This is a genomic window from Sphaerisporangium perillae, from assembly GCF_023276435.1.
GTDB lineage: Bacteria > Actinomycetota > Actinomycetes > Streptosporangiales > Streptosporangiaceae > Sphaerisporangium > Sphaerisporangium perillae.
In genome coordinates this window covers 123,252-146,520 of sequence record NZ_JALLPO010000027.1, presented here as the reverse complement: position 1 = coordinate 146,520, position 23,269 = coordinate 123,252, and the positions used below count along the sequence as shown (strand labels likewise).

27 protein-coding genes are annotated in these 23,269 nt (G+C 68.6%); 19 read left to right on the top strand and 8 right to left on the bottom strand.

The window, feature by feature from the left end:
* The first annotated feature begins 63 nt into the window (after positions 1-63).
* The 10 genes from MYF83_RS26165 to MYF83_RS26120 all read left to right on the top strand — a co-directional run bounded on the left by MYF83_RS26165 (position 64) and on the right by MYF83_RS26120 (position 9,105).
* Positions 64-609 carry an enoyl-CoA hydratase/isomerase family protein gene (locus MYF83_RS26165; RefSeq protein ID WP_248963361.1) on the top strand — a complete coding sequence of 182 codons (546 nt, stop codon included), beginning with the start codon at positions 64-66 and terminating at the stop codon, positions 607-609.
* Positions 610-633: 24 nt separating this feature from the next.
* Positions 634-1,005 (top strand): Zn-ribbon domain-containing OB-fold protein, encoded by a 372-nt coding sequence (locus tag MYF83_RS26160; protein WP_248963354.1) that lies wholly within the window; start codon positions 634-636, stop codon positions 1,003-1,005.
* Positions 1,005-2,150, top strand: coding sequence for a thiolase family protein (locus MYF83_RS26155; RefSeq protein WP_248963353.1), 1,146 nt, complete (start codon positions 1,005-1,007; stop codon positions 2,148-2,150). Before MYF83_RS26160 ends, MYF83_RS26155 begins: the two co-directional genes overlap by 1 nt.
* Before the next feature lie 28 nt (positions 2,151-2,178).
* The gene (locus MYF83_RS26150) at positions 2,179-3,381 is read left to right on the top strand and encodes an acyl-CoA dehydrogenase family protein (RefSeq protein WP_248963352.1); all 1,203 of its coding nucleotides are present in this window, start codon (positions 2,179-2,181) and stop codon (positions 3,379-3,381) included.
* Positions 3,378-4,340: a phosphotransferase family protein gene (locus MYF83_RS26145; protein ID WP_248963351.1), complete on the top strand. Its 963-nt coding sequence runs from the start codon at positions 3,378-3,380 to the stop codon at positions 4,338-4,340. Before MYF83_RS26150 ends, MYF83_RS26145 begins: the two co-directional genes overlap by 4 nt.
* A gap of 34 nt (positions 4,341-4,374) precedes the next feature.
* Complete coding sequence (locus MYF83_RS26140; RefSeq protein WP_248963350.1) at positions 4,375-5,592, top strand: acyl-CoA dehydrogenase family protein; 1,218 nt, start codon at positions 4,375-4,377, stop codon at positions 5,590-5,592.
* Positions 5,589-6,359 (top strand): SDR family oxidoreductase, encoded by a 771-nt coding sequence (locus MYF83_RS26135; RefSeq protein ID WP_248963349.1) that lies wholly within the window; start codon positions 5,589-5,591, stop codon positions 6,357-6,359. Before MYF83_RS26140 ends, MYF83_RS26135 begins: the two co-directional genes overlap by 4 nt.
* Positions 6,356-7,117 (top strand): SDR family NAD(P)-dependent oxidoreductase, encoded by a 762-nt coding sequence (locus tag MYF83_RS26130; protein ID WP_248963348.1) that lies wholly within the window; start codon positions 6,356-6,358, stop codon positions 7,115-7,117. The genes MYF83_RS26135 and MYF83_RS26130 overlap by 4 nt, the downstream gene beginning before the upstream one ends.
* A gap of 80 nt (positions 7,118-7,197) precedes the next feature.
* Positions 7,198-8,346, top strand: coding sequence for an acetyl-CoA C-acetyltransferase (locus tag MYF83_RS26125; RefSeq protein ID WP_248963347.1), 1,149 nt, complete (start codon positions 7,198-7,200; stop codon positions 8,344-8,346).
* A 117-nt stretch (positions 8,347-8,463) separates the two neighbouring features.
* Positions 8,464-9,105, top strand: coding sequence for a TetR/AcrR family transcriptional regulator (locus MYF83_RS26120; protein ID WP_248963346.1), 642 nt, complete (start codon positions 8,464-8,466; stop codon positions 9,103-9,105).
* A 77-nt stretch (positions 9,106-9,182) separates the two neighbouring features.
* Here MYF83_RS26120 and MYF83_RS26115 read toward each other — a convergent pair whose 3' ends face one another.
* On the bottom strand, positions 9,183-9,839 hold the full coding sequence (locus MYF83_RS26115; protein ID WP_248963345.1) for a TetR/AcrR family transcriptional regulator: 657 nt from the start codon (positions 9,837-9,839) through the stop codon (positions 9,183-9,185).
* A gap of 154 nt (positions 9,840-9,993) precedes the next feature.
* Between MYF83_RS26115 and MYF83_RS26110 the strand changes: the two genes are divergently transcribed.
* Positions 9,994-10,296 carry a hypothetical protein gene (locus MYF83_RS26110; protein WP_248963344.1) on the top strand — a complete coding sequence of 101 codons (303 nt, stop codon included), beginning with the start codon at positions 9,994-9,996 and terminating at the stop codon, positions 10,294-10,296.
* Positions 10,297-10,406: 110 nt separating this feature from the next.
* Positions 10,407-11,276, top strand: coding sequence for a 3-hydroxybutyryl-CoA dehydrogenase (locus MYF83_RS26105; protein WP_248963343.1), 870 nt, complete (start codon positions 10,407-10,409; stop codon positions 11,274-11,276).
* Positions 11,277-11,370: 94 nt separating this feature from the next.
* Here MYF83_RS26105 and MYF83_RS26100 read toward each other — a convergent pair whose 3' ends face one another.
* On the bottom strand, positions 11,371-12,066 hold the full coding sequence (locus tag MYF83_RS26100) for an alpha/beta fold hydrolase (RefSeq protein WP_248963342.1): 696 nt from the start codon (positions 12,064-12,066) through the stop codon (positions 11,371-11,373).
* 112 nt (positions 12,067-12,178) lie between these two features.
* Entirely contained in the window at positions 12,179-12,334 is a 156-nt protein-coding gene (locus tag MYF83_RS26095) for an SDR family NAD(P)-dependent oxidoreductase (protein WP_248963341.1), read from the bottom strand.
* A gap of 176 nt (positions 12,335-12,510) precedes the next feature.
* Between MYF83_RS26095 and MYF83_RS43040 the strand changes: the two genes are divergently transcribed.
* From MYF83_RS43040 to MYF83_RS26065, 7 genes are all read left to right on the top strand, one after another.
* Complete coding sequence (locus MYF83_RS43040; protein WP_279340037.1) at positions 12,511-12,633, top strand: hypothetical protein; 123 nt, start codon at positions 12,511-12,513, stop codon at positions 12,631-12,633.
* Between the two features lie 263 nt (positions 12,634-12,896).
* On the top strand, positions 12,897-13,685 hold the full coding sequence (locus MYF83_RS26090; protein ID WP_308201506.1) for an enoyl-CoA hydratase/isomerase family protein: 789 nt from the start codon (positions 12,897-12,899) through the stop codon (positions 13,683-13,685).
* Between the two features lie 238 nt (positions 13,686-13,923).
* Positions 13,924-15,108: an ABC transporter substrate-binding protein gene (locus MYF83_RS26085; RefSeq protein ID WP_248963339.1), complete on the top strand. Its 1,185-nt coding sequence runs from the start codon at positions 13,924-13,926 to the stop codon at positions 15,106-15,108.
* 44 nt (positions 15,109-15,152) lie between these two features.
* Complete coding sequence (locus MYF83_RS26080) at positions 15,153-15,512, top strand: nuclear transport factor 2-like protein (protein WP_248963338.1); 360 nt, start codon at positions 15,153-15,155, stop codon at positions 15,510-15,512.
* A gap of 139 nt (positions 15,513-15,651) precedes the next feature.
* Entirely contained in the window at positions 15,652-15,972 is a 321-nt protein-coding gene (locus MYF83_RS26075) for an EthD family reductase (RefSeq protein WP_248963337.1), read from the top strand.
* 57 nt (positions 15,973-16,029) lie between these two features.
* A complete protein-coding gene (locus MYF83_RS26070; RefSeq protein ID WP_248963336.1) occupies positions 16,030-17,535 on the top strand; it encodes a class I adenylate-forming enzyme family protein in 1,506 nt (501 codons plus the stop codon).
* Positions 17,532-18,575: an MBL fold metallo-hydrolase gene (locus tag MYF83_RS26065; RefSeq protein ID WP_248963335.1), complete on the top strand. Its 1,044-nt coding sequence runs from the start codon at positions 17,532-17,534 to the stop codon at positions 18,573-18,575. The genes MYF83_RS26070 and MYF83_RS26065 overlap by 4 nt, the downstream gene beginning before the upstream one ends.
* A gap of 32 nt (positions 18,576-18,607) precedes the next feature.
* Here the strand turns inward: MYF83_RS26065 and MYF83_RS26060 are convergent, their stop codons facing one another.
* The 5 genes from MYF83_RS26060 to MYF83_RS26040 form a co-directional block, all read right to left on the bottom strand.
* Entirely contained in the window at positions 18,608-19,366 is a 759-nt protein-coding gene (locus MYF83_RS26060; RefSeq protein ID WP_248963334.1) for an SDR family NAD(P)-dependent oxidoreductase, read from the bottom strand.
* A 225-nt stretch (positions 19,367-19,591) separates the two neighbouring features.
* A complete protein-coding gene (locus MYF83_RS26055) occupies positions 19,592-20,389 on the bottom strand; it encodes an SDR family NAD(P)-dependent oxidoreductase (RefSeq protein WP_248963333.1) in 798 nt (265 codons plus the stop codon).
* 105 nt (positions 20,390-20,494) lie between these two features.
* Positions 20,495-20,875: a hypothetical protein gene (locus MYF83_RS26050; protein WP_248963332.1), complete on the bottom strand. Its 381-nt coding sequence runs from the start codon at positions 20,873-20,875 to the stop codon at positions 20,495-20,497.
* Between the two features lie 44 nt (positions 20,876-20,919).
* Complete coding sequence (locus tag MYF83_RS26045) at positions 20,920-22,260, bottom strand: FAD-binding protein (protein ID WP_248963331.1); 1,341 nt, start codon at positions 22,258-22,260, stop codon at positions 20,920-20,922.
* A gap of 201 nt (positions 22,261-22,461) precedes the next feature.
* Positions 22,462-23,115 carry a flavin reductase family protein gene (locus tag MYF83_RS26040; protein WP_248963330.1) on the bottom strand — a complete coding sequence of 218 codons (654 nt, stop codon included), beginning with the start codon at positions 23,113-23,115 and terminating at the stop codon, positions 22,462-22,464.
* Positions 23,116-23,269 lie beyond the last annotated feature (154 nt).

The window sequence follows — 23,269 nt, the reverse complement described above, 5'->3', positions numbered from 1 at the left end:
ACGTTCTGTTCGGGGTTCGATCTGGATGAGTTGCAGGCGGACTACATCGGCAGCAGCACGGCCATGGATGTGGCGGTGGTCTCGGCGAAGGTCTGCGATCGGTTGTACTCGATGAGCACTCCGTCGGTGGCGGTGCTGGAGGGGTATGTCACGGCGGGCGGCTTTGAGCTGATGATCTCCTGTGACTTCGCGATCGCCTCCGACGATGCGCAGATCGGTGACTTCCATATCCGGCGGGCGTTGTTCGGTGGGGCGGGGCCGATCTACCGGGTGCCTCGGATGATCGGTATCCGCAAGACCAAGGAGCTGATGCTCACCGGCAAGCTTCTGTCGGGTGTGGAGGCGGCCGACTTCGATCTGATCAACAAGTCGGCGCCGGCGGAGGAGCTGGATGCCACGGTGGAGGAGTTCATCAGCCACCTGACCGACAAGAGCCCGTTCCAGATGCGGATCACGAAGATGACGATCGATCGCAGCCTGGAGGCCGACATCCAGTCGCTGATGGTGATGGAGCACCTGGCCGTCGGCGTGACGCTCAACTCAAAGGACGCAGCCGAAGGCGTGGCCGCGTTCCTGGAGAAGCGCGAGCCGAACTGGAAGGGCCGCTGACCGGTGTCGGTGATTGCGCATCAGGTGGCCGAGGTCTCAAAGGTCCCGGCGCCGGCCGGCCTGCGGGGTTCCCGGTGCGGTGACTGCGCGGTGACGGTCTACCCGGCCGACGACGCCTGTCCGCGGTGCGGGCGGGCGACGTCTCCGGTGGCGCTGTCCGCGGTGGGGACGCTGTGGACCTGGACGGTTCAGCGGTTCGCCCCCAAGTCACCCCCGTTCGTCCCGCCGCCGGAAGGCTTCCGGCCGTTCGCGCTGGGTTACGTGGAGCTGCCGGAGGGCGTCCGCGTCGCGGCGGTGCTCGACACAGACGACCTCGGCTCGATCCAGATCGGCATGCCGCTGCGGATCGAACCGTCCAACGGAGTACCGCACGCCATCCCGATCGAGGAGGCCTGATGTCCGACGTGCTGATCGCCGGCGCCGGCATAACGCCGTTCGGCCGGACCGAGCACACTACAGGGCGCCGGCACGCCGTCCAGGCGGTGAACGCGGCACTCGCCGACGCCGGTATCCCGTGGTCACGGGTGGGCGCGGCATTCGGGGGCAGCGACGCCGCCGGGCTGGCCGACACCCTGGTGGCACAGCTGGGCCTGACCGGCCTGCCCTTCGTCAACGTCAAGAACGGCTGCGCGACGGGCGGCAGCGCGCTGGTGTCGGCGGTGAACGCGATCCGGGCCGGCATGGCCGACGTCGTACTCGCCGTCGGATTCGACAAGCATCCGCGTGGCGCGTTCGATCCGCTGCCGGCCGATTGGGGACTCGACGAGGCCTACGGCCGCGACGGGCTAATGGTCACCACCCAGTTCTTCGGCATGAAGATCCGGCGTTACATGCACGATCACGGGATCAGCCCGCGGACGCTCGCGCTGGTGGCGGAGAAGGCGTACCGCAACGGTGCCCGCAATCCGAACGCCTGGCGGCGCACGCCGATCGGTGCCGACGAGATTCTCGGCTCGGGAATGGTCAGCGACCCGCTGACCCGCTACATGTTCTGCTCCCCCGGGGAAGGCGCGGCCGCGCTGGTGCTGTGCGCGCCCTCGGTGGCCAAGGAACTGGCGAGCGTCCCGGTGACGCTGCGATCCGCGGTCGTGAAGTCGCGCCGCTTCGGCTCGTTCGAGGTCTTCAGCCCGTGGATCGCCGGCGGAGAGCTGACCAGCGTGAGCCGGGACGCCGCGGCGGCGGCGTTCGAAGCGGCCGGTGCCGGCCCCGGCGACGTCGATGTGTGCCAGTTGCAGGACACCGAAAGCGGTGCCGAGGTCATGCACATGGCCGAGTGCGGGTTCTGCGAGGACGGCGAGCAGGAGAAGCTGATCGCGTCAGGCGCCACCGAGATCGGCGGCCCGTTGCCGGTCAACACCGACGGCGGTTGCATCGCCAACGGCGAGCCCATCGGAGCGTCAGGCCTGCGCCAGGTCTACGAGGTGGTCCGGCAACTGCGCGGGCAGGCCGGCGACCGGCAGGTGCCCGGCCGGCCCAGAGTCGGATTCACCCACGTGTACGGCGCACCCGGCGTCAGCGCCTGCACCGTGCTGTCCCGGTGACACGGGTCCGTCCCGGGGAGAGGGAGACATGAGCGGCATTCCCGCACCTGAGAGGTTCAGGGCTGAGGCCCGCGACTGGCTCGCGTCGGTCGCCCGTCCGCGGCCGGCAGACGGTGCCTGGGGCACCGGTGACGACTCGGTCGCGGTCTTCGAGAACTGGTCCGAGGACGAGGAGCGCGAGCACACCGAACGGATCCGGTCCTGGGAGCTGACCCGGTTCGACCAGGGCTGGGGGGCGCTGAGCTGGCCGGAGGAGTTCGGCGGACGCGGCCTGCCCGTGTACTACGAGCAGCTCTACCGACAAGAGGAAGCCGCCTTCGACGTCCCGCGCCGCACCGAGATCTTCCCGGTCACCCAGCAGTTGGTGGCCCCGGCCATCCGGATCTGGGGCACGCCCGAACAGCAGGAGCGCTGGATCCGGCCCATGCTGCGTGCGGATCAGCTGGCCTGTCAGCTGTTCTCCGAGACCGAGGCCGGTTCCGACCTGGCCGCGGTTCGCACCCGGGCGATCCGCGACGGCGACAACTGGGTGCTCGACGGGCACAAGGTGTGGACCTCGGGGGCGACGGTCGCGTCCTGGGGCGTGGCCGTGTGCCGCACCGACCCGGACGCGCGCAAGCACGCGGGCATCACGGTGTTCATGGTGCCGATGGACGCCCCGGGCGTGACCATACGCCCTATCCGGCAGATGACCGGCGGCACCAGCTTCAACGAGGTCTACCTCGACGGTGTCGTGGTACCCGATGCCGACCGGCTCGGGCCCGTTGGCGAGGGATGGCGGGTCACCCTGACGGTGCTGGCCGCCGAACGGCTGGACTCCGGCTCCCTCGGCCTGGCCAACGCCGACCGCGCCATCGAACTGGCCCGGCACCTGCCACGGCCGCTCACCGGCCACGAGCAGAACCTCGCGGCGGACCTGTACGTACGTACGCTCGTTCAGCGCATCATCGGGCTACGCGTCACCGCGGCGCTGGTCTCCGGTCGCGAACCGGGCGCCGAGGCATCGGTGGGCAAGCTTTACGCCACCGAGACCATGCGCCGCACCAGTGACCTGGTCCTGCGACTGCTCGGGCCGCGCCTGGTCGCCGACACCGGAGAGTGGGGCGCTTTCGCCTGGACCGAGCACCTGCTGGGCGCACCCGGCTACAGCATCGCCGGCGGCACCGACGAGATCCAGCGCACCATCCTGTCCGAGCGGGTGCTCGGCCTGCCCAAGGAGCCGGCACGATGACCACCGACGTCGCTTCGCCCGACCTGGCCGATCGGGTCGCAGGCGCGTTCCCCGGCCGGCAGGTCGGCCCTTTGCGGGCACTCGCCGGCGGCCATTCCGGACTCACCTACGTGGTCACGGCAGGGCAGCGCAGGTACGTCGTCAAAGCGGTCCCGCACGCGGAACGGCCGGTAGGCCGCAACGACATGCTCCGCCAGGCGCGGGTGCTACGGGCGCTGGCCGGTACGGCGGTGCCGGTCCCCGAGGTCGTGGCGGTCGACGAGCGGCAACCTGCCTGGTTCGCCATGGAGTTCGTCTCCGGCGAGGCCGTGGAACCGGTGCTCGACGATCACGAACTCGCCCCGGAACTCGCCCGGGCTCGCATGCTGGAGGCCGCCGGTGTGCTGCGACGGCTGCACGACCTCGACGTCGCCTCCCTGACGCTGGACGCGCCATCGCCCCGCGACGCGACCGCCGAGCTCGAACAGTGGAGCCGCACGATGCGCGCGGTTCCCGCCGAGCTCCGCCCCGGGGCCGATGAGCTGCTCCGCCGGCTCGCCGAGGCGGTGCCGGACGACCTGCCGCCGGTCCTGGTGCACGGCGACTTCCGTCTCGGCAACATCCTGTGCCAGGCACAGGATGCGGCGGCCGTCGTCGACTGGGAGATCTGGAACGTCGGCGATCCGCGGACGGATCTGGGGTGGTTCCTCCTGTTCGCCGACCACCGCAACTTCCCCGCGCTGGGCAAGAAGCTTTCCGGGCTGCCGCCGGAGGCCGAGCTGCTGGACGCCTATCTCGCGGGTGCTCCGCCGCTTGCCTGCTTCGACTGGTTCCGCGCGCTCTGCCGGATGAAGATGGCCGCCATCATGGGGCACAACCTGCGCCGTCACCGCGAGGGAAGGATCCACGACCCGGACCAGGAACGGCTGCCACCGACGATCGCCGCCATGATCCGGACCGCTCGCGACATTCTCGGCTGACGATCTTTCCGGCTTTCAAGAGATTGAGGACATCGTGGACTTCGGATTCTCTCCCCGCGCACGCGATCTGCAGGACCGGATGCGGTCGTTCATGGAGCAGCACGTCTACCCCGGCGAGATCGTGTACGACCGGCAGATCGCCGAGGCGGAGAACCCACATGAGTTGCCCCAGGTGATGCTGGAGCTCAAGGAGAAGGCCCGTGCGGAAGGATTGTGGAACCTGTTCCTGTCCCACGGAGACTGGGGCGCGGGGCTGACCAACCTGGAGTACGCCCCGCTCGCGGAGCTCGCCGGCCGCTCCATCATCGGCCCGGAGGTGTTCAACTGCTCCGCCCCGGACACCGGTAACATGGAGTTACTCGCACTGTTCGCAACCCCAGAGCAGCAGGAGCAGTGGTTGCGCCCGCTGCTGGACGCCGAGATCCGGTCGTGCTTCGCCATGACCGAGCCCGAAGTGGCCAGTTCCGACCCTCGGAACATCCGCACCACGATCATCCGCGACGGTGACAGCTACCTCGTCAACGGCCATAAGTGGTACACGTCGGGCATCCTTGATCCGGATTGCAAGCTGATCATCCTCATGGGGGTGACCGATCCGCGGGCGGCGACCTACCGGCAGCAGAGCATGCTGCTCATCCCCAGGGACACCCCCGGCATCAAGGTGCTGCGGGACCTGCCCATGTTCGGGTACACGGACCGTCTCGGGCACGGCGACGTGCTCTTCGAGGACGTACGCGTGCCCGCCGCCAACCTGCTCGGCGGCGAAGGCGAGGGCTTCGCGCTAGCCCAGGGACGGCTCGGACCCGGCCGGATGCACTACGCCATGCGCGCGGTCGGGTTCGCCGAACGCGCGCTGGAGCTCATGTGCCGGCGCGTGCTCGACCGCCAGGCGTTCGGTGGCCCGCTGGCCGACCAGGGCGTGGTACGGGAATGGATCGCGCGCAGCCGGATCGAGATCGAGCAGTTGCGGCTCCTGGTGCTCAAGTCGGCGTGGTTGATGGACACCGTCGGCAATTCCGCGGCCCGCATGGAGGTCGCGGCGATCAAGGTAGCGGCGCTCGACGTGGCCCACCGGGTGGTCGACCGGGCCGTCCAGGCGTTCGGCGCGGCCGGGGTCAGCGACGACACCGTCCTGGCCCGGTTGTTCGCGATCACCAGGGCATTGCGCATCGCAGACGGGCCCGACGAGGTCCACCTGCGCACCGTCGCCCGCCAGGAGTTGGCCAAGTACACGAAAAAGGGGGCAGCATGAACGCGCTTGACGGCCGGGTAGCGGTGATCACCGGTGGGTCCCGCGGTATAGGGCTCGCGATCGCGCAGGCTTACCGGACCGCCGGCGCGCATGTGGTCATCGCCGCGCGGAAACCGGAGGGGCTGGCAACAGCCCGTGCCGATCTGTCGCGCACCGAGGCGAGCGGGGACGTGCACACGGTCGTGGCCAACGCCGGCGAGCCGGACCAGGCGCAGCGCTGCATCGACGAGACGATGGAGCGGTTCGGCCGGGTCGACATCCTGGTCAACAACGCGGCCACCAACCCGTATCACGGCGACCTGCTCGACCTCGACCTGCCCCGCGCGGAGAAGACGGTGCGGGTCAACCAGTACGGGATGATCGCGTGGACCAGCTGCGCCTGGAAGGCCTCGATGGCCCAGCACGGCGGCGCCGTCATCAACATCGCGTCGGTGGGCGGGCTGATCGTCGACCCGCACATCGGTTACTACAACGCGACCAAGGCGGCCATGATGCACATGACCCGCCAGCTCGCCTTCGAGCTGGGGCCGAAGGCGCGGGTCAACGCCATCGCACCGGGTCTGATCAAGACGGAACTGGCGCGTGCCGTGTGGGAGGCACGCGAGCCCATCCTCACCGCGAAGCTCCCGCTACGCCGGCTGGGCACCCCCGAGGACGTCGCCAACGCCGCCCTCTTCCTGGCGTCGGACGCGTCGTCCTGGATCACCGGCCAGACCCTCGTCATCGACGGCGGCGCACTGGTCCTGCCGATCGGGGTCGAGGAGTGATCGACCACCACCTGTTCTCCCTGCACGGCAGGACGGCCGTGGTCACAGGCGCCTCCTCGGGACTGGGCGCCCGCTTCGCCACGGCCTTGGCCGCCTCCGGGGCGACCGTGTTCGCGGCGGCCAGGCGGGCCGACCGGCTGGCGGAGCTGGCGGCCGGCGATCCCCGTATCCACCCGGTGGCCTGCGACGTCAGCTGTGAGGAGGACCGTGACCGGCTGGTCGAGACGGCCATGGCGGCGACGGGTCGCTTCGACGTCCTGATCAACAACGCCGGCGTCGCGGGCGAACTACGCGCGGAGGACGAGAGCTCGCAGGACTTCGCGGACGTCCTCGCGGTGAACCTGGTGGCGCCGTTCCATCTCGCCCGCCTCATGGCGGAAGCCGGAGAACCCGGCACCGGGCGGAGCATCGTGAACGTGGCGTCGATCCTCGCGCTGGTGTCCGCCGCTCCGCTGGGCGGCGCGAGCTACGCGGCCTCCAAGGCGGGGCTGGTGGGGCTGACCCGCGAGCTGGCCGGCCAGTGGGGTCACGCGGGCGTGCGCGTCAACGCGCTGGCGCCGGGTTGGTTCAGATCCGAGATGACCGAGGAGCTGTTCTCCGACGCACGGTCCAGCCGGTGGGTCGAGAAGAACACGATGCTGCGCCGCGGCGGGGACCCGGGCGAGCTCGACGGGGCTCTGCTGTTCCTCGCGTCGGACGCCTCCTCCTATTGCACGGGACAGGTCTTGGTCGTCGACGGCGGCTGGACGGCACGATGAGCGCGCCTGCCGCCGCCTTCCTGAGCAAGCGTCCTGCTCGGTTCCCTTCCACACACCACATCGAATGACCGGAGAAGATCGTGGCCGAAGCTTTCGTCGTCGACGCCGTCCGTACCCCCGTCGGCCGCCGCAATGGGGCGCTCGCCAGGGTCCACCCCGCCGACCTGGGCGCCCACGTGCTGCGTGCGCTCATGACCCGCACCGGGATCGACCCCGGGGCCGTCGATGACGTCTACTTCGGCTGCGTGAGCCAGATGGGGGCGCAGACGGGGAACATCGCCCGCACGGCATGGCTGGCCGCGGGGCTTCCCCAGCACGTGCCCGGCACGACCATCGACCGGCAGTGCGGCTCGTCGCAGCAGGCCGTCCACTTCGCCGCCCAGGCGGTCATGTCCGGCACCGCCGACCTCGTCGTCGCGGGCGGTGTCGAGGTCATGAGTCTGGTGCCCATCGCGAGCCCGGCCATCGTGGGTGAGCGTGAGGGCATGGGCACGCCGTACGACGGCGAGGGCTGGCGGACCCACTTCGGTGATCAGGAGGTGTCGCAGTTCCGCGGCGCCGAACTGATCGCGCGGAAGTGGGACGTGTCGAGGGAGGACATGGAGCGGTTCGCACTGGACAGTCACCGGCGCGCGGTCGCCGCATGGTCGGACGGAGTGTTCGCCGACGAGGTCGTGCCCGCGTTCGGCCTTGCGGCCGACGAGGGCCCGCGGGCCGACACCAGTCTGGAGAAGATGGCCGGGCTCAAGACGCTCAGCGAGGGCGGCCGGCTGACCGCCGCGGTGTCCAGCCAGATCTCGGACGGCGCCGCCGCACTGCTCGTCGCATCCGAGGACGCGGTGCACCGCCACGGGCTCACGCCGCTGGCCCGGGTCCACAGCATGGCCGTGGTGGGCTCGGACCCGATCTACATGCTCACCGGGCCCATCCCGGCCACCGAGAAGATCCTGGACCGCTCCGGGCTGTCCATCGACGGCATCGACCTGATCGAGATCAACGAGGCGTTCGCCTCGGTGGTGCTGGCGTGGCAGAAAGAGTTCAGCGCGTCGCCTGAGCGAACCAACGCGTTCGGGGGAGCGATCGCGCTCGGCCATCCGCTGGGCGCCACAGGAGCGCGGCTGATGACGACCCTGGTGCACCAGCTTCGCCGCACCGGCGGGCGATACGGCCTGCAGACCATGTGCGAGGGGGGCGGGATGGCGAACGCCACGATTGTCGAGCGGATGTGAGGGGGACAAGCTAGAATTGAGTTCAAATCATGTTTACTCTGGTCTTCCGGCCGTGCAGCGGTGTGCCGGTGGTCCTTGACGACGCCCGGTTGACACGCATGTCGGGGGAGATGGTGGATGGCAGTGGCGAAGAAGGCCGCCTCGAAGCTCACGGAACCGGACGACGGTCCCCGATCCAAGCGAGCGGCGATCCTGGCGGCGGCGATCAAGAATTTCGGCAAGAAGGGCTATGAGGCGACCAAGTGGTCGATCGTCGCCGACGAGGTAGGCATCGGGCAGACCGCCCTGTACCACTACTTCGAGTCGAAGGCCCACTGCTTGCTCACGATCATGCGGCTTGAGCTGCAACGTTCGCACGAGATGTTCCTGAAGGCCACCGAGGGCCGATCCGATCCGATGGAGGCGCTCCGGGAGGCGGTGCGCGCCGCGTACGCGGTGTCCGAGAACGACGTGCTGCAGATGCGGATCCTGCAGAACAACCTCGCCATCCTCGCGGTGCCACGTAACTCCAAGAAGGAGGAGGCCGAGCGGCTGGCGGCGCGTGAGCTCGTGCACCGCATCGAGAGCGCCTGGACCGAACTGCTCGAGCGCGGGATGGCCGAGGGCGTCTTCGCGCGTCGTGACGCGCACACGCTGGCGTTGAACATGCTCGGCATGATTGTGAGCGTCTGGCGGTGGTATCGCCCCAGGGGCCCGGTGACGATGTCGGCCGTGAGCGAGCTGACCGAAGACTGCTGCGTGCGGATGGTCCTGCCGTAGCCGGCGGTCCGACGACCGGCACGACCTGCGTGGAAGGTCGTGCCGGTCGTCCTGTTTCGGGCGCGTCCCGCCACCGATCAACCCGATGAGGGCCGGGAGGCGGGTGCGGTGGCGGTGACCATGCGCAGGGCGAGGTCGCCGTACTGGTACGCGAGCTGGTCGGCGGAGAACTCCCCGCCCTCGCGGAACCAGGCCGCGACGCCGATTCCCATGTCCAGGATCGAGTAGGAGGCGAGCCGGGCGGACCGTACGTCGAAGACGCCCTTCGCGAGGCCCCGTTCGATGAGCCGGCGGAACCCGCGCTCGTATTCGCCTCGACGGCGAAGGACGCGGTCCCGATTCGGTTGCTCCAGATTGCCGATCTCGCGATTGCCGACGAACGCCTCCAAGCCGTACCGTGCGTGATAGCGCACGTGTGCCTCGACCGCTCTGCGCAGTTGTTCCCGGACGTCGTCGGCGCCGGCGGTCGCCTCCTGGCTCGCCTCGATCAGCCGCTCCATGGTGCTGATCATGATTTCGGCGAGGAGCTCCTGCTTGGACGCCACGTGCTTGTAAAGACTCGGCCCTCGCATGCCCACCGCCGCGCCGATGTCGGCCATCGTCGTCGCGCGGTACCCCTGCCCGGCGAACAGTCGTAGCGCGGCCAGCCGGATGGCTCCCCGGCGATCGTCGGGTGTGTCCGCGTCCGCCCCGCCGGGCCGATGTGGTCGCTCATAGGGATCGGGCGCCGCCATGACCCCAGGCTACCGAACATTAGCCGAAACGGCACAGGGTGTCCGCACTTGAAATGAAGTTGGTTCAATTTTCCGCCTTGAAGTGGTTGACACGCGGGTATGTTCTGCCATGTGATGGCTAATCATCATTAGCCGCTGGCGTACAGGAGTCGCCGTGTCCATTCAGTTCGACATCAGCGGCGATGTCACCGACATCGCCCGGCGTACCGCCGAGTTCGTCCGCGGGGTCGTGCTGCCCGAGGAGCGGGCATGCGGTGGTTCCGTCCACGACGCGCCCGAACCTCTCAGGCACCGGTTGCAGACCGCCGCCCGCCAAGCCGGGATCTTCGCCCCGCACGTGTACCTCGCCGGCCAGACCGTCGGAGCGGGCTTCGGCGTCGTCGGCTCCGCCGTTCCCGCCCTGCTGCGGGCAGGTCTCGACACCCTTCGGCAACCAGAAGCTCCTCGCTGGTCCTGAGGCGATCTGATGCTGATCGCGAATTCAGTCTGCTCCCCCCGGCGAGATCACCGGCGCACTGTTCGACGTCGGTGGCCGGTACCGCCGCAACGTGTGAGAGGAACACCAAGATGACTGACATCACCCGTGTCGGCGTGGTCGGCTGCGGACTCATGGGCGCCGGAATCGCCGAAGTCTGCGCCCGTGGAGACCTCGACGTCGTCGTCCGCGAGATCGACGACGACGCCCTCGCGGCCGGCCGTGCCCGGGTCGAGGCCTCACTCCACCGCGCCTTCGCAGCCGGCAGGCTCACGGCTGAGCGGCTCGACGCCGTACGGAACCGCCTGACCTACACCACCGAGTTGGACGACCTGGCGGATCGGGACCTGGTCATCGAGGCCGCCGTCGAGAACCCCGACCTGAAGATCGCGCTGTTCGCGGAGCTCGACCGGGTGGTGAAGCGGCCCGACGCGATCCTCGCGTCCAACACCTCCTCCATCCCGATCGCGCGGCTGGCCCAGGCCACCGGCCGCCCAGCGCAGGTGGTCGGCCTGCACTTCTTCAATCCCGCTCCCGTGCAGAAGCTCGTCGAGATCGTGGAATCGATTCTCACCGACCCGCTCACCGTCGCCCGCGCACGTTCGTTCGCCATCGAGGCTCTCGGCAAGACCACCATCGTCGCGCCGGACCGGTCCGGCTTCGTGGTCAACGCGCTGCTGGTGCCGTACCTGCTGTCGGCCATCCGCATGGTGGAGGCCGGCCACGCCACCGCGGAGGACGTCGACACGGGCATGACGCTGGGCTGCGCCCACCCGATGGGCCCGCTGCGCCTGTCGGACCTGATCGGCCTGGACACCCTGCGGGCCGTCGCCGATTCCCTGCACGAGGAATTCAGGGAACCCCAGTACGCGCCGCCGCCGTTGCTGCGCCGCATGGTGGAAGCCGGGTTCCTCGGCCGCAAGTCCGGGCGGGGCTTCTACGACTACCAAGCAGCACGGTGACCGAGACGGCCGATGAAACATCGATTCCGCCTGTGCCGCATGATCACCATGCGGCACAGGCGGAATCCCCAGGCCTTCGGCCTGGGGAGCGCGATCAGCCGTGGATGGCGTTGAGTACGGCGGCGAGCTTTCCGGGCGCACTGATCATCGCCATGTGACCGGTGTCCAGATCGATGACCTCCGGCCGGAGCAGCGCGATGGATCGCTGCTGGAGTTCCTCGACGTAGCACTGGTCCTGGGTGAGGTGAACGTAGGTCCGGGGGATCTCGCGCCGGTAGCCGCTCAGGTCCACGGTCTCGCTCAGCAGGGCGGCTGAGTCGTCGGCCAGCCGGTCCAGAGTGGAAGCGGTGGTCGCCTCGTCCATGTCATTGCACAGCATCGCGGCGGCGCCCTCGCGGGTCTGCTGGTAGACGCCGCCGACGATGGACTGCTCGACCAGATCCCGTACGCCGGGATCGATCTGGTCGAGCACCCGAGATCCGTCGGGAGGCACCACGGCCGACACCAGGACGACGTGACGGATCCGGCCAGGTACGAGGTCCAGGACGCGCGGCACCGTGACTCCCGCGAAGGAGTGACCGACCAGCACCACGTCCCGCAGATCCTTCGCCTCGACGTCCTCCCGGACCGCCTCGGCGCAGTCCGCGAGAGTGACCGTGCCCAGTTCGACTCCGGCCCTGGTCCCGCGGCCCGGAAGGTCGACTGCCAGCGCTTCCGCGCTCAGGTGGGGGATCAGCTCGTCCCAGCTGCTCGCGCCGAAACCGGCGCCGTGAATGAGAACGAACGGCATTGGTGCCCTCCTCGTTGGCGATACCAGTAAACTTTAACTGAATTCAATTCGGTCATTTGGATTTCGCGCGCGCCGGGTCCGCGCCACGAAGCCGGCAGTACCGCACACTTCACTAGGGCGGCGGCCGCTCCGCGGCCGTGTCGGGGTTGCGGTCGATGAGCGCTAGCGCCGCGGCGCCGCTCCGCGCCACCTCCAGCGCGGTGGCGCGGCCGAGTCCTTGCCCGGCTCCAGTGATCAGCACGACGCGCTCAGTCAGCATCGAGGACATCGCATCTCCTCTCATGACCTGACTTCAGTTTAGATTTGTGTAGGTTGCACCCCGAGTACGCAGGGCGTCAACCCTCTGGCGCGGCCAGAGGTGAGTTCAGAGGTCCGCGTGGACACGCACTGAGCGCTCACCTGGACAGCCTGCGATCCACCGCCACGCTCGGTGGGCCGAGCGCGATGCCTCCGGATGCCACCCCGGTCGAACGCACCGTTGTCGCGATCGTCGCCGCGCTGCACGGCTGGCAGGGCGGGCCCGGCGTACTCGTGCTCGACGAGCCCACCGCGCGTGCACCGTGGTGAGATCCTCGGCCTGGCCGGCCTGGCGGGCAGCGGCATGGCGGAGCTGCCGTACGCAGCCCGCTCGTGCCCGCCGGCCGGGGGACAGTCCCTGCCGGCGTTAGCGTTTGCCCGGGGCGCGGTTCCGGTGTTGCCGCCGGCCCGTTCCCCGGGCCCTCCAGGTCGATGTGGCTTGACGGGTGAGATCCACCTCGGTCCGGCGATCCCCTTGACAAGGGCGACGCACGCCTCATACAACTGTACTGAATTCAGTTCAAGGAGGAATCGTGTCGGTTGAGGATGAGATCCAGTTCGAGCGCGATGGGAACGTGGCGCGGGTGTGGCTCAACCGCCCGTGGAAGAAGAACTGCGTGACGCTGCCGATTCTCAGGCGTCTCGACGAGATCATCACCGAGGTCGACGCCGACCCCGAACTGCGCGTCCTGGTGCTGCGCGGCCGGGGTGGCACGTTCTGTTCGGGGTTCGATCTGGATGAGTTGCAGGCGGACTACATCGGCAGCAGCACGGCCATGGATGTGGCGGTGGTCTCGGCGAAGGTCTGCGATCGGTTGTACTCGATGAGCACTCCGTCGGTGGCGGTGCTGGAGGGGTATGTCACGGCGGGCGGCTTTGAGCTGATGATCTCCTGTGACTTCGCGATCGCCTCCGACGATGCGCAGATCGGTGACTTCCATATCCGGCGGGCGTTGTTCGGTGGGGCGGGGCCGATCTACCGGGTGCCTCGGATGATCGGTATCCGCAAGACCAAGGAGCTGATGCTCACCGGCAAGCTTCTGTCGGGTGTGGAGGCGGCCGACTTCGATCTGATCAACAAGTCGGCGCCGGCGGAGGAGCTGGATGCCACGGTGGAGGAGTTCATCAGCCACCTGACCGACAAGAGCCCGTTCCAGATGCGGATCACGAAGATGACGATCGATCGCAGCCTGGAGGCCGACATCCAGTCGCTGATGGTGATGGAGCACCTGGCCGTCGGCGTGACGCTCAACTCAAAGGACGCAGCCGAAGGCGTGGCCGCGTTCCTGGAGAAGCGCGAGCCGAACTGGAAGGGCCGCTGAGCCCTGCCGGACGCCGCGCCAGGTGGCCGGCGGCCCGCAGGTGGCGCGCGCCGGCCCGATCGATGAGGCCTGATGTCCGGCACGACCTGCGTGGAAGGTCGTGCCGGTCGTGCTGTCCCGGGCACGGAACCGGGCTGCGCGCACCGGATTCTTCTCTGGCTCACCAGGCTATTGCCCGAATGCGAGCGCGGCGATAGAGTCCCCTAAACTGAACTGAACTCAGTTATAGGAGTGGGTCATGCGCCTCCGTTCAACGCACCTTTTCATAACCTGCGTCGCCGCCCTCGCACTGGCCACGAGCGCCTGCGGTGGTGGGGGCTCCAACGCCGCGGGCGACAAAGAAATCAAGATCGGCGCTTGGTACCCGCTCACGGGTCCCGTGGCCGCCTCCGGCGTCCCGCAACGCGCGGGTGCCGACGCGTACTTCAAGATGACGAACGACAAGGGCGGCATCAACGGCCGCAAGGTCAACTGGATCGTCAAGGACAACGCATTCGATCCGCAGCAGACCGTGCAGGTCGCCCGGGAACTGATCGGCCAGGAGAAGGTCGTGGCCATCGTCGCCGCCAACGGCACCGCGCAGGGCGAGGCGACCTTCCCGTTCGCCCTGCAGCAGTCAAAGGTACCGATCTTCAACGAGCTGGGCGGCGCCGCCACCTGGTACACGCCGCCCCGTCCCGGCCTGTTCGGCGTCCAGACCCTCTATGAGGACCAGGCGGCGGCGCTGGCGGCCTGGGCGGCGGAGGACGGCGCGAAGAAGGTGCTGGTAGTGCACAGCGACCCGGCGGCATTCGTCAACGTGGCCAACCAGGTGGCGCCCGTCCTGCAGAAGACCAGCCCGGGCAGCAACGCCGAGCTGCTGTCGGTGAAGTTCCAGTCCACCGACTACAGTCCGGTGATCACGCAGGTGAAGGCGAAGAAGCCCGACGCGGTGGTCCTGATCCTCGCCTCGCCGGAGGCCGCGGCCTACCTCAAGGAGGCCAAGCTGCAGGGCCTGTCCGTGCCGACCTACGGCTACGCGCCGACCGCCGCGGCCTCCACGCTCACCCTCGCCGGTGACGCCGCCGAAGGTTTCAAGGCGGTGCAGTTGGTCAAGGTGCCGAACGACAGCGATCCGTCGGTCAAAGAGTTCCGCGACGCGATGGCCAAGTACGAGCCGGGACAGCCCGCCGACTTCATCGCCCTCTGGGGGTGGACCGCGGCGAAGGTCTTCGTCCAGATCGCGCAGACCGTGCAGGGCCCGGTCACCTCGCAGTCGCTCGTCGCGGCATATGAGAAGGCCGGCCAGATCGACCCCGGTGTCGCGCCGGTGATGAGCTTCAGCGCGGGCAACCACCTCGGGACGCGTGCGGTGCAGAAGGTGATCGTGAAGGACGGCCAGTTCGTGTCGGAGGGTGACTTCTACACACCCCCGGACCGCTGACCCCGGCTCAGCTGCGTTCCTTGTCGTTAGAGAGGATCGACATCATGGTGCTGTGCGAATATATGGCCTGCATGGACAGCCAGGACCCGGAGAAGGCGCTCGAGTACGTGGAGCCGGACTTCCGGTTCCTGCTCGCTCTCCCCGGCGGCCAGGTGAGCGGACAGTCCAGGGAGGACTTCGCCCTGTACATCGCCGGCCGCAAGGCGGTCGTGCGTGTGCACAACGTGCTCCGCTCGGCCGTCGACGGGAACCTCGAAATGGTCTACGGGGTGGTCACCGAGTCGGGCAAGCCCACAGGGGCGTTCCACTCCGCGGCCGTGGTGTCCGCCAACGGGAAGATGGCCCGCTACCAGTCGTTTTTCACGACATCGTTCGAGCTGCTGGACTGGCCGGCGGCGCTCTAGCTCCGCCGGACCCGGTTGCCCGCCATCCGGTTCGACGCGTGACCAAGATGGTGGAGGTTGGCGTCGGTACGCCGTAGACCTTCGCTCATCACCGGTACACGGCCGTGATGTTGAACCGGCATTGAGATGAGGAGAGGGCATGTACAACCTTGTGCTCCTGGCCGCACGGCCGCCGGAGTGGACCCACGACCGGTTCATAGCCTGGTGGCGAGGTGAGCACGCCGAGCTCACCTATCGGCTCCCCGGCCTGCGCGCCTGGCGGCATACCGAGATCGACTCGGCGTTCGAAAGCCGGTCCGAGGGCTGGGACGGGATGTCGGTGCTCAGCTTCGACAGCGCGGAAGACCTCCGGAAGGCGCTGGACAGCCCCGAGTGGGCGGCGGCGGTCGCCCAGGTCGGCGACATGAGGGGCCGCCGGATCGCCGTGATGGGAACCGAGAGGGAAATGTTCACGGGCTGACCGCGGTCATGATGACCGGGCCGGTAGGCATGGGAGGAGAGCGGAATGCGGCAGGTAGTGGGTGAGTTCCAGCGGCGGGCCGCCGGGTCGGACGCCGTCGCCGTCATCGACGATTCGGGCGCTCACACCGCGCGGGAGCTGTTCGTTCATGCGGCGGAGCTGGCGGCCGCGCTGGAAGGCGAGGGCGGCGCGGGTACCGTGCTGGTGCAGGCTGACAATTCGTGGCGGACCGTTGCGGCCACTGTGGCCGTGGGAATGAGTGGCGGCGTGCTGGCGGTGGTGAATCGCCATACGACGGGCGCAGAGTTCGCCGCCGCCTTTGAGGACATCCGGCCCGATGCGGTGGTGGCAGAACCGTCCGCCCTGCAGGAGTGGGGCGTGCCTTCGCTACCGGCCGGCGGGGTGCGGCGAGGTGTGCTCGATGGCTGGGAGGCCTGGTCGAGCGACGGGCCGCGTGAGGTGTCGCGTTGGGCCGGCGGCTCGCTGATCGGGCTGACCTCGGGCTCCACGGGGCGGCCCAAGGGGGTCGTGCAGTCCGAGGACGCCTTGCGGTACGCCTGCTCGCAAACCATCGCCATCAACGGTCTGCGCCAGGGGGACGCGGTCGCGGCGCTGGTGCCGCTGTCGTCGACCGCGGCCTACTGTTTCGGCGTCTACCTGGCTTTGGCGCTGGGGGGCCCATTGGTCCTGTGGCGCAGGTGGGATCCCGCCGCGGCCCTGGCCCGGATGGCCGAGGCCCAGGTGCGGTGGAGCATGTGCGTGCCCACCATGGCGCTTCAGCTGGGCGGCGCCGCCGCCGGTTCGCGGGTGCTCCAGGGCGTGCGTTCGATCACTGTTGGTGGCGGTCCGATGGATGTGGCGGCCCTTGGCCGTGCCGAGCAGTCGCTCGGCACCCGGATTCTGCGGGTGTTCGGGATGTCGGAGTGCTTGGGTCATACCTCGCCGTTGCCGGGGGAGCCGGTGGAGATCCGACTCGGCCGTGACGGGCGCCCGTTTCCCGGCACCGAGCTTCGGGTGGTGGACGGCGAGGGGCGTGAGATGCCGCGCGGAGAGGTCGGGCGGGCGCAGGTGCGTGGGCCGTCGCTGTTCCTCGGCTACGCGCGGGATGGCAAGCTGGAGGCTCCCGAGCTCACCGCGGACGGGTTCTTCCCGACCGGTGATCTCATGACGATCAACCAGGACGAAACCGTCAGCGTCATGGGCCGGGAGAAGGATGTGATCATCCGTGGCGGCCGTAACATCGACGTCACCGAGGTGGAGCGCGCCGTCGCGTCCCATCCGAGCGTCTGGCAGGTGTGCGTGGTGCCGGTCGCCGATGAGATTCTCGGTGAACGGGTGGCGGCGCTGGTGACCGTCGTGGACGGTGGCGGGGTAGGGCTGGATGACATCACCCGGCACCTGCGGAGTGTCGGGCTGTCCAAGACCAAGTGGCCCGAGTTCGTGTTCGCGGTGGACAAGCTGCCACAGACCACGGTCGGCAAGATCTCCCGGTCCGCCGCCAAGGACCTCGCCGGTGACCTGCAAGCCCGCCTGGCCCGCCTGGCCGGCAAGGCGGAGGCGTGACGACGCGCACCGAGCGTGGCCGGTGGGCCGAGGCCGGAGCGGAGACGATCCAGCCGGGAGTGCACCGCGTCCCGCTCCCGCTTCCGAACGACGGCCTTCGGGCCGTCAACGTCTACCTGCTCGAAGAAGACGACGGCATCGTCATGATCGACGGCGGCTGGGCGCTGCCCCAGTCCCGCCGTGCCCTTGAGGACGCCATGGCGTCGCTGGGGCACGACCTCGGTCAGATCACGAAGATCTTCGTCACCCACATCCATCGCGACCACTACACGCAGGCGGTGGCGCTGCGCCGGTTGCTGGGGTCGCGGGTGTATCTCGGGGCCGGCGAGCGGCACGGCCTGGAGTTGCTGGGCGAGGTGCGCAGCGGCGTGCCGGTCACCTCGCTGGGAGTGCTCCGCCGCGGCGGCGCCGGCCACCTCGCCGACCGGCTACTGAAGAGCCTGGACCACGATGGCTTCGCCGAGACCGACTGGGAAGCACCGGACGGATGGATCGGCGCGGGCGTGCTTGAGTTCGGCCGGCGGGCGCTCCGCGTCATCCCCACGCCCGGCCACACCAAGGGGCACGTGGTGTACCTGGACGAGGCGGCGGGTCTGCTGTTCGCCGGGGACCATGTGCTGCCGCACATCACGCCGTCCATCGGCTTCGAGCTCGCCGAGCCCGGGCTCCCGCTGGCGGACTACCTGGATTCGCTGCGGCTGATGACCCGCTTCGCCGACGCGAGGCTGCTGCCCGCGCACGGTCCGGTCACCGAGAGCGCCCATGCTCGCGTCGCCGAGCTGCTGGCCCACCATGATGTACGGCTGGCGCAGGCACTGGGGACTCTCGGCATGCGAACCCTCGACGCGTACGCGGTTGCGCGGCAGCTGACCTGGACCCGACGCGACGTGCCGTTCGCGAACTTGGACGACTTCAACCAGATGCTCGCGGTCAACGAGACCGCCGCCCACCTCGACGTCCTCGTGGCCCGCGGACAGGTGCTCGTCGCGCTCGACGGCGGCGTGAGCAGGTACACGCGCGTGGGCGGCGGCGCGGCGTGATCGGCGTCTGATCCGCGCCGCCGTCACCGGCCTCAGCGGGCGGTGTAGCCGCCGTCGACGTACAACTCGGAACCGGTGATGAAACTCGCCTCGTCGGAGGAGAGGAAGACGACGGCGCCGGCGACCTCGTCGGTGCGGCCCAACCGCCCCATCGGGGTGTTGTCGATCATCGAGTCGAGCCGGGGCGTTCCCTGCCAGAGCTTGCGCGACAGCGGGGTCTCGATGAATCCCGGGTGAACCGAGTTGACCCTGACCCCGCGAGTCGCCCAGTGCAGCGCCGCGTTCTTCGTCATCAGCCGTACAGCGCCCTTGGCGGCGTGGTAGGAAAACTGCCCGCCGAATCCGCCGACCGTGCCGAATACCGACGAGATGTTGACGATCGAGCCCCCGCCGGAACGCTCGATCACCGGGCCGGCGTGCTTCATCCCGAGCCAGACCCCGCGCTGGGTCACCGCGACGACCTCTTCCCACGTCTCCAGCGTCTCGGTCTCCACGTTCACCATCCGGGCGATCCCGGCGTTGTTCACCAACACCGAGATACCGCCGAACCGGGTGTTCACCTCTTTCACGACCGTCTCCCAGGCCCGCTCGTCGGAGACGTCGAGGCCTAGGCCGATGGCACGCCCGCCCGCCGTCGTGAGCTGTTGGGCGGCCTCCTCGCAGCGTCCCGCATCCACGTCGGTGACCACGACCGTCGCATCCTCCTCGGCGAACCGGCGGGTGATGGCGTCGCCGATCCCGCCGGTCGCGCCGGTGACCAGGGCCACGCGCCCGGACAGTCGAGCTTTCACGGCAATCTCCTTCTGGGCCGGCCCTCGGGCGGCCGGTCGTCATTGAACTGGATTGAATTCACTTCAAAATAGTGGAAGTTGCCCTGGTAGCCAAGGGGGGCGCCCGCGCGTGGCAAGACGTTCTTCCGGCTGCCGTGCGAGTTGCCGATCTGCGAGAAGATCAACAAGTGCGTAAAGGCGGCAACCGGCGTTCGGGGTCGGGAATCGAAGTAGATGCCGACGATTTCAGATCGTGAACCGGCCGCCGTTGCTGAGCAGCACGGCACCCACCACGTTCGAGGCGCCGGGGGACGCGAGGTACAAGATGTTGTCCGCCAGTTCGTCCGGGGAGGCGTACCCGACCGGTCCCGACGCCGCCATCGCCTGCCTCACGGCCGCGGGAGTCCGAGCCGCCATGGGGGTGTCCACGGGACCTGGTGCGACGACGTTGACCCGTACGCCGAACGCCGCCGCCTCCTTGGCCACCGACTGCGCGAGCGCGTGTACTCCCGCCTTGGACGCGGCGTAGTGGGCGTAGCCCGTCAGCGTGTCGAAGGCCGCCGACGATCCGACCACGACGATGGTGCCGCGACCGGCCGGGATCATCGCACGCACCGCGGCACGCAGGACGTGGAACGTCCCGTCGAGGTTGATCGCCATGACCCGGCGCCACTGTTCGTCCTCGAGGTGGCGGAACACATCGACCGGCTCGCCTGACTGCTGGGCGCCCAGGATCCGCTCCTTGGCGCGCGGGTCGTCGACTCCTGCGGTGTTCACGACAACATCCAGCCGGCCGTGTGCTGCGACGATCCGTTCGACCTGCGCTTCCACGTCGGCGGCGACGGTGACGTCCAGGGCGACCGGGTGACCGGACCTGGTCGTCGCGGCCGCCGTCTGCGCTCCGACCTCGTTGACGTCGGCCACATAGATCGCGGCACACTGCTCGTGATCCAGCCGCCGGACGACTGCGGCTCCGATTCCGGATCCGCCTCCGGTGACCAGCGCGATCGCCCCCTCGAATCTGCCGTTGGTGGTCCCGGTCATGCTGTCGTTCCCTTCGATAAGGCAAGGCGCATGCCTGCGCAGACGGCAACTCGCACCGAGATGCGCCACTTCCCGGCTGCGTGAGGTCGGCGCGGTTCGCGCACGCTAGTCACTCAGTGGAAAGGCGATTTCAGGAGTTCGGCAGATCAGCAGTCGTCGGCATCTGCCGGATGCGGGCTCCACGAACGCCGTCACGTTGAACGACGCCTCGAACTGCCCGTCCCGCGTCACCGTTCCCAGACCCAGCTCGACGTCGCCGACGGCTGCGGTCCGGAGGAGGTGATGGACGAGCGCGTTCTTCTCACGTTGCTCGAGATAGCCGACCAGGCCCGCACGGTCGCCGCAGAACTCGGCGGTCCGCGAATCGCCCTTGGAGAACACCACTGACATCTGGAAGTCGTCAGTGATCTTCTCGAGCACGCGTTCGGGCTCGTCGGAGTCCATCGTGGCGAACCACGCTTCGAGGAGGGGCGTCTCGGTGGTCATGGGTGACTCCTTGTCGAGGGCGGCAGGTTGAGCGTTGGAAGATCTCATGATGGCGGCGCCGCCATCGTGGCGGTGTCCGCCGCAGTGAGCCCGAAGACGAGAGCCGCGGCAAGACCGCCGGCGTAAGCGCGGTTCCACAGGCCGCCGATGTCCGACCCTGCTGCGAGGAGTCCGCCGAGTGGTTCGCCGTCCTCGCGCAGGACGCGAGCCTGGTCGTCGATGCGCACGCCGTGGAACGGAAACGTGATGGCCGGCACCGTCTCGATGACGTAGAACGGCGCTTCGTCGAGCGGGAGGCGGTCCAGCTCCCGGCCGGGCGTCGGCTCGAGCCCTGCCGAGGCGCGCTCGTTGAACAGCTCGACACCGTTGCGAATGGCCTTGCCCTCGTAACCCCATTCCTCGGGCAGGTAGGCCAGCTCGTCGAGATCCTCGGCGAGTCCGACGCGGCCACCTCGCTTGCTCGCCAGAGCGAACTTGTCGACGGCGACGGCTCCCTTGACGTACGAGCCGACGATCCAGTGGCGGAACACCCGGGCGTCGGCGATGAGGAGACCGCGACTTTCGGGCTGCTCCAGCAACGCCATGGTCGTGAGGTGGTCGCCCAGCGTCTCATCGACGAACCGCTCGTTGTTCAGGTTGAAGAGGAGTGCGTGCTCGCTGTAGTACAGCGACATGTCGACGAAGTCTGCCGGATCGGCGAAGGGAATGCCGGCCGGGATGAGGTGGCCATAGAAGCCGGCGTCCTCGTAACCGGTGGCCGCACCGACCTGGGTGGCCAGACGGTAGCCACCGCCGCGGCTGCAGGGGTTCGAGCGCAGCTCCATGCGGTCGGCGTGAGGGTGCACGTGAGCGGTCCGGAGTCCGGGGTCGCCCTGGAATCCGCCGGTCGCGATGAGCGTCGAGCGGGCTCGCACCTCCCTCCGCGTGCCATCGGCCGACCTCAGCTCCGCTCCGACCACGACCCCATGCTCGACCACCAGCCGTTCGGTATCGGTGTTGAGCAGCAGCTCACCACCGCCCTGGAGGATGAGCCGACGGCAGGTGTCGACGTAGTGGTTGGTGTCGAACTGGTGTCCGTGGCCGAAGCTGAGGACGCGTTGCGCGTCCTTGGTCTCGACGCCGATGGAGCGGATCCACGAGACGCCGTCGGCGAACCGGTCCACCAGGGCGTGCTTCAGGGAGACCTCTCCGTGCGGATTCTGCTGATCCATGATTTCACGGCTCGGGGCAGTCCAGGCGTAGCCGGCGAAGCGTGCGGATCCGCCGACGTCTTCGCTGATCTCGACGATCAGCACGGACAGTGCGTTGCGGACGGCGCGGGCACCGGCGGTCAGCCCTGCCATGCCTGCGCCGATGATCAGCAGGTCGACGTCCTCTGCGTTCACGCGGCGCTCCTCCTGTCAGGGATCGGCTGTCCAGAGGGGTGTTGGTATCCGCGTGTCACAATAGACTAAACTCAATTCAATTCAAGCCCCGGCTCCGTCGCTGCTCGTCACCGTAGAGGTCCCCCCTCCGCCGGCCGGGATGCGTTCCGCCCGGCCGCCGCGGACGATCACGCATCGCGATGTCCTCGGACGTGGAAGGGCTCATCGGCCCGGTCGAGGTGTCTCGGAGCGGAAGCTGTGGCCGAGCTCGGAGCCGAGCCCGAAATAGTGGCGGAAATTGTAGATCAGCGGGCTCCATAGGGCTGGGTCGATGTGCTGGGTGTCAGGCATGACAATGCGCGGGTCGGCGTGGACCTTGAGCACGCGGGCTTCCACGATAAGGAACTCACCGGAGACGTCGGGCTGGACCCGGACGGCGCGAGCCTCCAGCTGGATCGGGCATTCAGCCACCCGGGGCGGGCGAACCATGTCGGAAGGCTCAGGTCGCAGGCCGGCGGCCGCGAACTTGGCCGGCTCGAAGCGGAAAGCGCCCTGCTTGTGCGCTGGTACCGGGTCACGCCCGGTCAGCGGGGCGAGACGTTCTACCGCCGGCCATTGCCGCGGCTGCGGCAGATTGATCACCAGGTCGGGTCGGATGGCCAGGTTCTGCCCAGTGTGGCCTTCGGACCCCAGGCCCAAGACGACCACCTGCCCGAGAGCCCAGGCAGAGGACATCGGGGCGAGGTTGAACGAGCCGTCCTCATTCTCGGTCGACAGCAACACGACCGGTGTCCCGAAGTACAAGATGCTCGGCGTGATGGTCACGTGGTCGGCTGCCAGGTCAGTGGATGCGTCGCGATGTGTCCCGATGTTCATGAGCTCGACCGTACGAGCGGATTACTTCTGCGGCCGCCGAAGGATCGCGGATGTCAAAGAGCGGCCTCCGCAAAGGATCAGCCCTAACCCTCGGCGGCAAGGACGCGGGTCATGCGGCTCACCGAAGGCTCGGTCCCACCAAGGCCGTCGGCAA